The following is a 12,411-nucleotide window of genomic DNA, read 5'->3' on the forward strand; positions in this document are numbered from 1 at the left end:
TCTAGTCAATTCCATTATACCAAACGGAACAGGTTTATGCCTTTTTTATTGGCTGAAATATTGAATTTTCAAGGTTCAACACACCGTATCGGTGTGGGAAGTTTTAGTAATCTGATTTATAAAGTAAAATGACGGGAAACCCCGTCATTTTTATTTTTGACAAAAAAAGTTGTCAAAACTATTGACAAATAAAGTTGTCAATGATATTTTGTATATGACAAGAAAAGTTGTCAAAACGCATGCGGAAATCAATCATGAAAGGGAGTGATCAAGTGCCGTTACTCAATCATTTAAAGGAATACCGTTCAAAACTGGGAATCAACCAGACAGAACTCGGTAAACTGGCGGGGGTATCCAGACAGACCATCAGCCTGATCGAGCGCGGGGACTATTCCCCTTCGGTCACACTTGCATTGAAACTGGCAAAGATCTGCCGGACTACTGTAGAAGATATATTTGTATATGAGGAGGATGAATCATGAAAACCAGGAAATCAAACAGTTATTTCAGGATCATATTGATCATGCTGGCAGGCGCCATAGTGGGAGGCGTCTTCGGTATTGGCATGTATATTTTAACCGGACATTACGGGCAGGGAATCGGCCGCGCCGCCGCGCAGACATTCCGATTCCTCCAGCTGTCCATTCTGCCGATGCTGGTTGTTATCACCGTTCTCTCTGTCATCGCCGGTGAAAGTGTTTTAAGGAAACTGAAGGGAATTATGAGCCGCCTTCTGAAAGCAGACGACGAGGAAGCCGACCGGCTGGATTATGAAGAAGAAAAATATGTGGCTCTGTCTACCAACATGAATATTATCTCCCAGACACTCTGCATCGTATTCCTCTCTCTGGGCTATTCATCTAACTACCTGAGCAGTTCCGATGCGGCCAGGGGAAACTTTCTGTATGCCTGTATCATATTTATCATCTGCATGCTCTACGACAGTTTCTGGCAGGTACGTTATATCAAACTGATACAAAAAGCTTATCCCGAGCGGAAAGGAGATCCTGCATCCAAGAAGTTCCAGGAACAATGGCTGGAGAGCTGCGATGAAGCGGAACGGGAAGTCATCTATCGGAGCGCCTACCGGACATATATTACCCTGGGGAAGCTGATCCCTGTACTTCTGCTGGTAACCATGCTCAGCAATCTGTTTTTCAATACAGGCATGCTGGCCGTGTTCATTGTGGCAGTTATCTGGCTGGTATCTACTTTATCCTACACACGTTCCTGTGTGGCGCTGAAAGAAGAAAAAGCACTGGTCAAGTAGTCTCCCAGGACGGAGAAACCCCTTTTCAAAATTTTCCGACACTTTAGGCATTGACAGCACTATTATCAGACTGATAATCTGAAGGCAGAAACAGATACCTGTTCGGTTTCCGGAAGGGGGATACTCATGAAAAATATGAAGAAAAGGATTTGTATTTCGGCAGGCATCCTGACAATAGCGATTGTCTGTGCGGCGGTACTCTATCATTTCCGGGATGAAGAACCGGAGCCGGATCCTAGATGGGAAATACATTTTCGCCAAAGTTCCGATCTTTCGGATGCGATCCCGGGATCCTGCATACAGGATATCCGCCAGACGGCGGAACAGGACGGTTTTTCAGCGACATTGCTGCAGACAATCATGTATGACCAGATCGTCGCTATCCTTATGGAATATACGGTTCCGGAAGAATATGCTTCGGAAGAAGATTTTCCGATTCCAAGATTTGAAATGTATGAGGGAACACCCGTCTGGACAGACGCCGGTCTGGAAGGAGAAAGCCTGCATATGGGAGGATTTGGAAGCAGCAGCGGCATGCATGATTATGAAACGGCCACCGGAAGTTATGCAGCGAGTAATTTCCGGGCCTATCCGGAATCAGTATTCCATCCCGATATGACGGTCAGCCTGGCTGTGACATTCACCTCGGGCAATACAAACAAAGAAGAACTTCTGTCCCGCCCCATAGTATTCACATGGAAAATTCAGAACGTCGGCACCTCTATGAGAATGGATCTGGAGAGCGGCGATCTCGTCGGCAAGGTGCTGCTGAATCCTCTGGTTCTGGATCTGAAGCTTTACGGACTGCCGGGTCCCAGCGACACAGAGATAGATGTGCAGCTTACAGACCAGGAAGGCGAGCCTCTGGAATACCCCTTTTATATGTATCTATACGGCGGAACAGACTGGTTGAATCCGCCCGTGGATGTCCGGGAAATAAGGGGAATCATGATAGAAGGACAGGAATTTCTTTTCTGAAACTGAAGGAAGGGAATATCGGGAAACAGACAGATCTTAACAGAGGCCGGTGTGACTCATTGAAATCACAGCCGGCCTCCGGTTTATCACAGATATTATTTCTGGCTCAGATACTCATGGATGCCTTTTGCGGCGGCTTTTCCCGCGCCCATGGCAAGAATCACGGTAGCCGCTCCGGTCACCGCGTCTCCTCCGGCGTATACGCCTTCTTTGGAGGTAGCCCCGGTATCTTCCGAGGCAACGATACATTTTCTGCGATTGATCTCCAGTCCCTTGGTCGTAGAGGAGATCAGCGGATTCGGGGAGGTACCCAGCGCCATGATCACCGTATCGCAGTCGATGCGGAACTCAGATCCAGGAATCTCTACCGGGCGGCGTCTTCCGGAGGCATCCGGCTCGCCCAGTTCCATGCGGATGCAGGTAATGCCGCTCACCCATCCGTTCTCATCTTCATGGATCTCCACCGGATTCGTCAGCAGATTGAAAATAATGCCTTCTTCTTTTGCGTGGTGCACTTCTTCCACACGGGCCGGAAGCTCTTCCTCGCTTCTTCTGTATACAATATGAGTCTCCGCACCAAGACGCAGCGCCGTACGGGCAGCATCCATTGCCACATTGCCGCCTCCTACGACAACGACTTTCTTGCCGCGGACAATCGGCGTATCATAATTCTCATCGAACGCTTTCATCAAGTTATTTCTGGTCAGGAATTCGTTGGCGGAGCATACTCCGTTCGCCTGTTCCCCCGGGATTCCCATAAATTTCGGAAGACCCGCGCCGGAACCGATGAATACGGCATCGAACCCTTCATCCTCCAGAAGCTCATCCAGCTTCACAGTCTTGCCGATGATAACGTCTGTCTCAATCTTTACGCCCAGGGACTTCACATTTTCCACTTCCGGTCCTACTACGCGGTCCTTCGGAAGACGAAACTCCGGAATGCCATATACCAGCACGCCGCCCGCTTTATGCAGCGCTTCGAAGATCGTCACATCGTAGCCCAGTTTGGCAAGATCACCGGCGCAGGTCAGACCTGCCGGGCCGGAACCGATCACGGCTACCTTCTTGCCATTTTTTTCCGCCGGCGCTTCCGGTTTGATTCCGTTCTCTCTCGCCCAGTCGGCCACAAAGCGTTCCAGCTTTCCGATAGACACCGGATCTCCCTTGATGCCGCGGATACATTTCCCCTCACACTGACTTTCCTGAGGACATACACGGCCGCAGACCGCAGGCAGAGAAGAGGATTCACTGATGACTTTAAAAGCCTCCTCGAATTTTTCTTCTTTCACTGCCTCGATAAACGCGGGGATATTGATAGATACCGGACATCCCTCCACACATTTGGGTTTTTTACAGCCCAGGCAGCGCTGGGATTCTTCCACAGCTTCTTCTCTGTTATATCCATAGCATACTTCTTCAAAATTAGTCGCACGGACCTTCGGATCCTGCTCTCTTACCGGAACTTTCTTCAATACATCAGCCATTATTTGTCACCTCCGCAATTTCCGCAGCCGCCGTGATGAGTTGCTCCTTCCTGGTATTTCAGAAGGCGTCTTCCTTCCTCGGTCTTATACATAGCCGCTCTCTTCATCGCCTGATCAAAATCGATCTTATGTCCGTCAAACTCCGGACCATCCACACAGGCAAATTTCACTTCATCTCCCACCATAATACGGCAGGCTCCGCACATGCCTGTACCGTCTACCATGATCGGATTCATACTGACGATGGTAGGAATCCCCAGCTTCTTCGTGGTAAGACAGGCAAATTTCATCATGATCATAGGACCGATCGCCACGCAGAGATCAAAGTGCTTTCCTTCCTCCACCAGTTTCTCAAGCATGGCGGTTCCAACGCCTTTGAATCCGTAGCTTCCATCATCTGTACAGAGATGGAGGTTCCCCACCTTGCTCATCTCGTCTTCCAGGATCAGGAGGTCTTTAGTCCTGGCACCTACAATAATATCACACTCGATTCCATGCTCATGGAGCCATTTGGCCTGCGGATATACCGGAGCCGTTCCAACTCCGCCGGCAATGAAAACAACCTTTTTCTTTTTTACTTCTTCGAAATCACCTGTTACCAGCTCGGACGGATGCCCCAGCGGACCCACAAAATCTGCAATCTCGTCGCCTGCTTTTAAAGCAACCAGTTTGTATGTAGACACACCGATAGGCTGAAACACAATCGTCACTGTCCCGGCCTCTCTGTCATAATCGCAGATCGTCAACGGAATCCTTTCACCGGTTTCATCCACTCTTACAATGATAAACTGTCCCGGCTCACAAGATTTTGCTACTCTTGGAGCAAGGATCACCTGTTTGTAGACATTTGCAGAAAGCTGCTCTGCCTCTAAAATCTTAAACATATGTTTCCTCCTATCCTTCCTGCAATCCGTTTCCGGCTGCAAATCATCATTTTTTATGATAATCCAAAATGCCAGGTATTTCAACACAAATTTATGAATTTGGCACATCCTCTGCCGGCATCGTATTCTGTACCGGATCCTCTGCCGGCACAATTTCCTGCACATTGTAGATTGCTTCTATTATCCCGCTCATACCGCCTTCTTCATCTACCGACACCGCCCGCAGCACTGTCAGACCGGACGGTATAACAACAGGACTCCTGTATACAGCCGAGTTCTGATCAGGATCTGACCCGTCCATGGTATAATAGATAGTACAATCTGGTTCGGCTGTGATAATGACAGAAAAGCTCCCCTGGTATTCTCCGCTGTCCACGCTGAACACAGGCTCTTCAGGATAATCAAACTCCACCTGATAAGTTCCGTCCGCCTCCTCACTCTGCATCCCATCGCTGCGAATGAAGACAGCTCTCACCACCGTTTTCCCTTCTCCTATTTTAATGGGGCCATTAAAGATCTGACTGTCTTCATTCGGCGTCGAACCGTCTGTCGTATAATAAATGACCCCTTCTTCTCTCTGTGAATGACTGATCGTCAAAGTCGGCATGTAAGAATATGTTCCTGACGGAAGACTGAAAGTGGGTTTCTCCAAAAGAACCACAGCCTCTGTCTCCGTTTCCTGAACCGGTTCCAGAATAATGCGATACGCGGTCCGGTAAATCAGTACGCCTAAAAAAGCGGCAAAAACGGCTGCCAGTATATACTTTCTTTTTCCGGAAGGCAATGCCTCCGCAACCGTTTCCGTTACTTTTTCGGGAATCGGAACCTTTTTCTCTTCTCCGATCCGAATATCATCCACCGGATTGTAATCCGGCACCATCTGAATAGGAGATCCGCATTTTTCACAGTATATTTTATTGTCTGGAATCTCTGCTCCGCATTTCTGGCATTTCATGTCATATAATGCATCCTTTCCATACGTTATACATACCCGTCCACGTACTGTTCAAATTCCTCCATGGACATCAGCACCTTTCTCGGTTTTGTGCCTTCTTCTTCTCCTACCACACCTGCTTCCGCCAGCTGATCCATGATCCTGGCCGCACGGTTGAATCCAATTTTAAACCATCTCTGCAGCATTCCGATGGAAGCCTTGTCTTTCTCGATGATAAATTTTCCCGCATCCACAAAAAGCACATCCCTGTCATTGTTTCCGCCTCCTGACAGAGCCGCAGAGGCACTTTCAATGGATGCCTGCACCTGCTTCATCCTGTCCTCCACGTCAGTCTCCTGCGCCGGCAGCATACTGGTCTGATTTTTCAGAAATTCTACCACTGCGCCCACTTCCTGATCCGAGACAAACGCTCCCTGTACGCGCAGAGGCTTGGGCAGCCCATATGGAGAAAACAACATATCTCCTTTACCCAGCAGTTTTTCCGCACCGTTCATATCCAGAATCGTGCGGGAATCTACGCCTGAAGAAACGGCAAAGGCAATTCTGGAAGGCATATTCGCTTTGATCAGGCCGGTAATCACATTGACAGAAGGTCTCTGTGTGGCAATAATCAAATGAATTCCTGCCGCTCTGGCAAGCTGAGCCAGACGGCAGATGGCGTCCTCCACTTCTCCGGGAGCGACCATCATCAGATCTGCCAGCTCGTCCACAATAATCACGATCTGCGGCATTTTCTCCCGGTATTCCCCGCCTTCTATTTTGGCGATTGAATCAATTTTACTGTTATATCCTTCAATATTGCGCACATTCAATTCTGCAAATTTCTGATACCGGTCCATCATCTCCACCACTGCCCAGTTCAGTGCTCCTGAGGCTTTTTTCGGATCTGTTACCACGGGAATCAAAAGATGCGGAATTCCATTGTAAGCACTTAGTTCTACTACTTTAGGATCAATCATGATCAGTTTTACTTCATCCGGCCTGGCTTTGTACAAAATGCTCATAATAAGAGTATTGATACAGACTGATTTTCCTGAACCGGTAGCGCCTGCGATCAGAAGATGGGGCATCTTGGCTATATCTGAGACCATAATATTTCCTCCGATGTCTTTTCCAACCGCAAAAGCAACCCTGGACGGATGGTTCCTAAATTCCGCAGACTCCAGAAGTTCTCTCAGCGGCACTACAGAATTCTCTTTATTGGGCACTTCAATCCCTACCGCCGCCTTTCCCGGAATCGGAGCTTCGATCCGAACATCTGGTACTGCCAGATTTAATTTGATATCATCGGCCAGAGCAATGATTTTATTCACCTTTACGCCATGGGCCGGCTGCACCTCATACCGTGTTACTGCCGGACCCTGACTCGCGTCGGTAACTGTCGCGTTGACTCCAAAATCTTCCAGAATCTGCTGGAGATGTCCTGCCGTCTCCTGCAGACGGGCGCCGGAATCTTTCTTTCTGGAATCTTTTTTTACTCCTTTCAGCAAAGAAAGCGGCGGGAACTGATATTCCGCGGATTCTTCCGCCTCTTTTTCCTGCTCCGGAGCACGGACATCATTCGCATTCTTTTTCTCACGCTGCTGTTCTCTGGCTTTTTCCTCCTCCAGTTCTCTTTTGCTAAGAGCATTTTTCAAAAGATCTTCTTCGTTAAATTCAATCTCCCGGATACCCCCTGTCCCCAAAGATATTTCCTGAGGTTCTTCTTTCTTCACGGGCGAAGGTTTATGAACCGGGAATGATAATTCCGGTACTACAGCATCCTCCGGCACAGGCATAGATACCTCTTCTTCCGGCATCTTTTCTGATATCTCTTCCCGCTCCTCCGGCTTTGGAATCGTCAGATCACGGGATACCCCGCTTATCTTTTTCTCCGTCCGCTGTTCTCGTCTCTGTTCCTCCCGCTGCTCCCGGCGTATCTTCGCGTCCTCCCTGCGGCGTTCCATGTCCTGTCGGGCCGTGTCGTATACCTTCCTGCTTCCTTTTGACATGCTGCTCACGAAAGAAAATCCCGTCACTATAACCGCGCAGATGATCAGGACGCCCAGAAGGATCAGGACCGCTCCGGCCGTGCCGAACGCGCCTTCCAGACCCGTGAAAATTCCTCCGCCTATCAGACCTCCGCCGGTTCTGTATTCTTTGCAATACTGGAATATCTGTCCCAGGCCTTCGATCTGCCTGTCCCCGGAAGAAAGCAGATGCAGCAGGGCGCAGATATCCACGCACCCCGCCAGGGTGCCTCCGATCTTTACAGAAGCTATCCAGTTTTCCCGATTGGCCAGAGAAAACAGGATTAAAAGCATCAGAACAATCGGGAACAGATAGGCGAACAACCCAAAACAGCCAAACATCAGACCGCTTACCGCACTGCCCACAGCCCCTCCGGCTCCCAGATTACTCACGAATAAAAACACGGTAACCACCAGCAGAACCACCAGCAAAACTTCATCCCAAAGCCTGTTTTCCCGTTCTGTTGTCTTCCTGCTCTGCGTATCAGTTTTTCTTTTTGTATTTTTTCCGGTAGAAGCAGTTCTTTTCCTGCCTCCGGATGACTGGTTTCCACTCATATTATAATTCTGTCGCTCCTTTTCTGTCAGATCTCCTGTATAATTTCCTGTAAAAAGGACTCGTCCCAAGGACCAGTCCTTTATTATTTTCCTATGAAATGCAGTCTTAAAGATTTTCTTCAAAGAAAGCCTGTATCTCTTCGGCTGCCGCATCTTCATCCGGACCGTCGACTGTCACCGTCACCGTATCCTGGTATCTGATATCCAGATTGATCAACGAAAGAAGATGCTTCAAATCTCCCTCCCTGCCCCTGTTGGTCACGATGATATCACTTTTAAATTCCTTGGCAAGCTGGAGAATCAACCCAGCCGGACGCGCATGCATCCCCAGTTCCTCTCTGATGGTATACTGAAACGTCCTCATACTCCCTTCCTCCCGGACTTTTTGATATTATAGCACAGGGCCCCCTGAAAGTAAATGAAAAGAGCTGCCTTACAGCCTTTCGAGCAGATTCCGAAAGTATAGCGGCAAAGGTGCTTCCACCTCCAGATACTGTCCGGTCACCGGATGAACGAGTCCGAGAATCATGGCATGCAGTACCTGTCCATCCACGTTTTTGACGCTTTTTCCTGCTCCATAAACCGTATCCCCCAAAAGCGGATGATGAACAGAGGCCATATGCACTCGGATCTGATGAGTTCTTCCCGTCTCCAGCCGGCATTCAATATAGGTAAAATTCTCAAATCGCCGCAGCACGCGATAATGAGTCACTGCACGTTTGCCGTTTCTCTCATTGACCGCCATCCGTTTCCGATCTGTGGGATGTCTGCCTATCGGCGCATCTACCGTCCCTTCCTCTTCGCGGATCACTCCATGGACAATTGCACGATAGACACGTGTAATCGAATGCACTTTCAGCTGCTCTGCCACCGATCGATGCGCCTGATCCGTTTTGCAGACAACCAGGACTCCGGTCGTGTCTTTGTCAATGCGATGAACAATTCCCGGACGCAGTACGCCGTTGATCCCTGACAGTTCATCTCCGCAGTGATACATAACCGCATTTACCAGCGTACCGGTATAATGTCCCGGCGCAGGATGAACAACCATCCCTTTGGGTTTATTCACAAACAAAAGACTGTCATCCTCATACAAAATCTCCAACGGTATATTTTCCGGCAGAATCTCCGGATCTTTCAGTTCCGGGAGTTCGACCGTCACCTCATCTGATTCGTCCAGCCTCATCCCGGGCTTGGCGTTTTTTCCATTTACCTGTATCTGCCCATCTTTGATCAATTTCTGCAGATAAGACCTGGACTGATCCGGCAACACGACGCTCAAGTACTTGTCCAGGCGCTCTCCTGCCGTATCATTTTCCACTTCCAGACAAATCCTGCTCATTTTTCTTTCACCGGTTTCTTTTTCATCAATTCTTCCAGATCCGAATCCTTATAATAGAAAAGTATTAATACTGCCAGCGCTGCGGTTCCCACACTCACGTAAATGTCCGCTACATTAAAAATCGGAAAATCAATCAGCTTAAAATAAAAAAAATCTACCACATACGCATATCTCAGACGGTCAATCATATTGCCCCACGCTCCCGCCAGGATACAGACCGCAATCAGACGTATAGGCCAGAAACGTGCATTCCGGGACATACGTGCAAAAAGATACAAGCATGCTATGAATACAATAACTCCTACTAACAGAAAATAAGTTCTCTGTCCCTGAAAAAGCCCGAAAGCCGCTCCCCGGTTTTCCAGATACCGCAGCTCAAATACTCCGTTCCAGATCACAAACGGTTCAGCTCCTTTCAGGAAACGCACCGCCAATGCCTTGGTCCACTGATCCAACCCGACCAGAACCAGCACCGACAAAATGATTCCCCATGGGCGGCATAAAAATCTATTCATGCACATTCTCCTCACATATATATCGAATAGCACCCAGAAGTTCCCGATCTTCCACATCTTTCGCCACAAAAGCCTCTCCGATCCTTTTCAGAAGCACAAACTTGATTTTTCCTGCTTCCATCTTTTTGTCCAGCTTAGTGGCTTCCAGGATACGATCCGGTTCTAACCCCCCGACCCTCACAGGCAAATGGTAATTTTGAAATACTTTCTCAATCTGCAGGAGTTCGTCTCCCGTAAGATATCCTCTTTCCCGGGAAATCCACGCCGCCGCCACACTTCCGATTGCCACACACTCTCCATGGCACAGTGTAAATTCTTTCAGCTTCTCAACAGCATGCCCTATCGTATGACCAAAATTCAGCCAGGACCGGATCCCCTGTTCCGTGGGATCTTGTTCTACCACGTGTTTCTTAATCTGACAGCTTCCGGACACCATATAAAGAAGCGCATCGTATTCCCGGTCCGCAATCTCCTGCCCATGCTCTGTCAGCCACTGATAATAAGCGTTGTCCTGGATCAATCCATGCTTGATGATCTCTCCCATTCCGGAAGCGAACTGTCTCTCAGGGAGACTCTTTAAGGTCTCCAGATTCATATACACCAGACTTGGCATATGGAACGCCCCTACCATATTCTTGTAGGCATCAAAATCCACGCCCGTCTTTCCGCCGATGCTGGAATCAACCTGGGACAAAAGGGTGGTGGGGACCTGAACAAAACGAATTCCCCTCAGATAAGTAGCGGCAGCAAATCCGGTCAGATCTCCCACCACGCCGCCCCCCAGCGCCATCAAAAGATCCTTGCGGTCATATTTTTCCAGAATCAGATGCTCGTACAGATCTTTGACGGTATCCAGCGTCTTATGCTTTTCTCCGGCCTGAAAGACAAATTGGGATATCTGCCTGCAGCAGCCTTCCAGAGATTCTTTCAACGGCTGCAGATACAGTCCGGCCGTGATACTGTCGGCCACGATACAGATCTTTCTTTCTTTCGTCTCCAAAGGCTCCAGAGCTTTTTTAAGATTTTCAAAATCCGGCTCCAGACATATGCTGTACTCTGTACTCTTTCCTTTGTTTACTTTTATTTTCATATTCGCTTTAAAAACAAAATTCTGCCGCAAAAATCCATGTTGACAGCCTGAATTTTTGCGGCAGCCCTTTGCCTCTTTCCTCTCTAAATGGTCGGGATATCAAACGCGCCTGATAGGATATCCTGAAAATCTCCTGAAATATCCACCGTCTTCGGCGTTACAATAAATATGTAATTTGAAACCTTCTGAAGATTTCCACCGATAGCATAGCAGGAACCTGATGTAAAATCGATGATTCTCTGTGCCACTTCCACATCCAGCCCTTCAAAATTCAATACCACGGTACAGTTGTTCAGCAATGTATCGGTAATCTCTCTGGCCTCTTCAAACTGTGTAGGTTTGAACACACACACTTCCATTCCATTCCCGCCTTTCCTGGACCGCATAGGCTTGATCTTTGCCTGCTGCTTCACCGGCTTTACTTTGTTGGATTCCTCTACCAGATCGTCTTCCAGATCATAGTCAAAATCCTTTTCTTTCTTTTTAAAGACACTCCTCTTCCTTGGCCGTTCCTCTTCAAAGTCGTCATCATCGAAATCATCGTCGTAATCATCGTAATCGTCGTCACTGCCAATATGCATCGTATCTATCAGCTTATCAAAAATACTCATACGGACACTCCTTTACACCGAATAATTGCGCTCCCCGAAGATTCCGGTACCGACTCTCACCATCGTTGCTCCCTCTTCGATGGCAACCTGATAATCACCTGTCATACCCATGGAAAGCACATCCATTCTTACATTATCAATGTTTTTCATTTTGATGTCAACTGCCAATTTCTTTAAAGTACGGAATACCGGCCGATTTTCTTCAGGATCTGACACATTCGGAGCAATTGTCATCAATCCAAGCACATGTATGCGGGGAAGTTTTGCGATTTCCCTCACAAGTTCTTCCGTTTCATCCACGCTTACGCCAAATTTGCTCTCTTCCTGCGCTACATTCACTTCTATCAGAACCTTCACATCCGTCTGTTTCTTTTCCGCCTCTTTGCTGATCTCTTCCGCCAGACGCATAGAATCTACAGAATGTATCAGATCGACCTTATCTACGATATATTTTACTTTATTTCTCTGAAGATGACCGATCAGATGCCAGTGAAGTGTTTTCGGAAGCTGCTCATATTTATCGCACAGCTCCTGTACTTTATTCTCGCCGAACACATCCGCTCCCGCATCCATAGCTTCCCTGATCAACTCTACCGGCTTTGTTTTGCTCACTGCAATCAGAGTAACTTCTTGCCGGTTTCTTCCGTTCCTCGCGCAGGCTTCGCCCACTCTGCGGTCCACCTCTCTGTAATTATCTGCAACCATTTTATCAACT

At 48.2% G+C, this 12,411-nt stretch carries 13 protein-coding genes; 3 read left to right on the forward strand and 10 right to left on the reverse strand.

Features of this window, described 5'->3' with window-relative positions; translation table 11 throughout:
- Positions 1–272 precede the first annotated feature (272 nt).
- The 3 genes from B5F29_RS07045 (at position 273) to B5F29_RS07055 (ending at position 2,248) form a co-directional block, all read left to right on the forward strand.
- The gene (locus tag B5F29_RS07045) at positions 273–482 is read left to right on the forward strand and encodes a helix-turn-helix transcriptional regulator (RefSeq protein WP_087154130.1); all 210 of its coding nucleotides are present in this window, start codon (positions 273–275) and stop codon (positions 480–482) included.
- Positions 479–1,270 (forward strand): DUF3169 family protein, encoded by a 792-nt coding sequence (locus B5F29_RS07050; protein WP_087153954.1) that lies wholly within the window; start codon positions 479–481, stop codon positions 1,268–1,270. Before B5F29_RS07045 ends, B5F29_RS07050 begins: the two co-directional genes overlap by 4 nt.
- 126 nt (positions 1,271–1,396) lie before the next feature.
- Complete coding sequence (locus B5F29_RS07055; protein ID WP_087153955.1) at positions 1,397–2,248, forward strand: hypothetical protein; 852 nt, start codon at positions 1,397–1,399, stop codon at positions 2,246–2,248.
- A gap of 95 nt (positions 2,249–2,343) precedes the next feature.
- Here the strand turns inward: B5F29_RS07055 and gltA are convergent, their stop codons facing one another.
- The 10 genes from gltA to B5F29_RS07105 form a co-directional block, all read right to left on the reverse strand.
- Entirely contained in the window at positions 2,344–3,732 is a 1,389-nt protein-coding gene (gene gltA / locus B5F29_RS07060) for an NADPH-dependent glutamate synthase (RefSeq protein WP_087153956.1), read from the reverse strand.
- Positions 3,732–4,616, reverse strand: coding sequence for a sulfide/dihydroorotate dehydrogenase-like FAD/NAD-binding protein (locus B5F29_RS07065; protein ID WP_087153957.1), 885 nt, complete (start codon positions 4,614–4,616; stop codon positions 3,732–3,734). The genes gltA and B5F29_RS07065 overlap by 1 nt, the downstream gene beginning before the upstream one ends.
- A 91-nt stretch (positions 4,617–4,707) precedes the next feature.
- Entirely contained in the window at positions 4,708–5,571 is an 864-nt protein-coding gene (locus B5F29_RS07070) for a chitobiase/beta-hexosaminidase C-terminal domain-containing protein (RefSeq protein WP_087153958.1), read from the reverse strand.
- A gap of 26 nt (positions 5,572–5,597) precedes the next feature.
- On the reverse strand, positions 5,598–8,138 hold the full coding sequence (locus B5F29_RS07075) for an FtsK/SpoIIIE family DNA translocase (RefSeq protein WP_087154131.1): 2,541 nt from the start codon (positions 8,136–8,138) through the stop codon (positions 5,598–5,600).
- Positions 8,139–8,244: 106 nt separating this feature from the next.
- The gene (locus tag B5F29_RS07080) at positions 8,245–8,502 is read right to left on the reverse strand and encodes an HPr family phosphocarrier protein (RefSeq protein ID WP_087153959.1); all 258 of its coding nucleotides are present in this window, start codon (positions 8,500–8,502) and stop codon (positions 8,245–8,247) included.
- A gap of 69 nt (positions 8,503–8,571) precedes the next feature.
- A complete protein-coding gene (locus B5F29_RS07085) occupies positions 8,572–9,480 on the reverse strand; it encodes an RluA family pseudouridine synthase (protein WP_087153960.1) in 909 nt (302 codons plus the stop codon).
- Positions 9,477–9,995 carry a signal peptidase II gene (lspA, locus tag B5F29_RS07090; RefSeq protein WP_087153961.1) on the reverse strand — a complete coding sequence of 173 codons (519 nt, stop codon included), beginning with the start codon at positions 9,993–9,995 and terminating at the stop codon, positions 9,477–9,479. The genes B5F29_RS07085 and lspA overlap by 4 nt, the downstream gene beginning before the upstream one ends.
- Entirely contained in the window at positions 9,988–11,085 is a 1,098-nt protein-coding gene (gene aroB / locus B5F29_RS07095; RefSeq protein WP_087154132.1) for a 3-dehydroquinate synthase, read from the reverse strand. Before aroB ends, lspA begins: the two co-directional genes overlap by 8 nt.
- Positions 11,086–11,168: 83 nt before the next feature.
- Entirely contained in the window at positions 11,169–11,696 is a 528-nt protein-coding gene (locus B5F29_RS07100; protein WP_087153962.1) for a cell division protein SepF, read from the reverse strand.
- A 12-nt stretch (positions 11,697–11,708) separates the two neighbouring features.
- Positions 11,709–12,401, reverse strand: a complete 693-nt coding sequence (locus tag B5F29_RS07105) for a YggS family pyridoxal phosphate-dependent enzyme (RefSeq protein WP_087153963.1) — start codon at positions 12,399–12,401, stop codon at positions 11,709–11,711.
- Positions 12,402–12,411 lie beyond the last annotated feature (10 nt).

Source organism: Lachnoclostridium sp. An196, from assembly GCF_002160135.1.
Classification (GTDB): domain Bacteria; phylum Bacillota; class Clostridia; order Lachnospirales; family Lachnospiraceae; genus Hominiventricola; species Hominiventricola avistercoris.

Bases quoted from the DNA above. Each gene is read 5' to 3' on its own strand.
- B5F29_RS07050 (WP_087153954.1), top strand. From the start codon at position 479: ATGAAAACCAGGAAATCAAACAGTTATTTCAGGATCATATTGATCATG.
- B5F29_RS07055 (WP_087153955.1), top strand. From the start codon at position 1,397: ATGAAAAATATGAAGAAAAGGATTTGTATTTCGGCAGGCATCCTGACA.
- gltA (WP_087153956.1), bottom strand. From the start codon at position 3,732: ATGGCTGATGTATTGAAGAAAGTTCCGGTAAGAGAGCAGGATCCGAAG.
- B5F29_RS07065 (WP_087153957.1), bottom strand. From the start codon at position 4,616: ATGTTTAAGATTTTAGAGGCAGAGCAGCTTTCTGCAAATGTCTACAAA.
- B5F29_RS07070 (WP_087153958.1), bottom strand. From the start codon at position 5,571: ATGAAATGCCAGAAATGCGGAGCAGAGATTCCAGACAATAAAATATAC.
- B5F29_RS07075 (WP_087154131.1), bottom strand. From the start codon at position 8,138: ATGAGTGGAAACCAGTCATCCGGAGGCAGGAAAAGAACTGCTTCTACC.
- B5F29_RS07080 (WP_087153959.1), bottom strand. From the start codon at position 8,502: ATGAGGACGTTTCAGTATACCATCAGAGAGGAACTGGGGATGCATGCG.
- B5F29_RS07085 (WP_087153960.1), bottom strand. From the start codon at position 9,480: ATGAGCAGGATTTGTCTGGAAGTGGAAAATGATACGGCAGGAGAGCGC.
- lspA (WP_087153961.1), bottom strand. From the start codon at position 9,995: ATGAATAGATTTTTATGCCGCCCATGGGGAATCATTTTGTCGGTGCTG.
- aroB (WP_087154132.1), bottom strand. From the start codon at position 11,085: ATGAAAATAAAAGTAAACAAAGGAAAGAGTACAGAGTACAGCATATGT.
- B5F29_RS07100 (WP_087153962.1), bottom strand. From the start codon at position 11,696: ATGAGTATTTTTGATAAGCTGATAGATACGATGCATATTGGCAGTGAC.
- B5F29_RS07105 (WP_087153963.1), bottom strand. From the start codon at position 12,401: ATGGTTGCAGATAATTACAGAGAGGTGGACCGCAGAGTGGGCGAAGCC.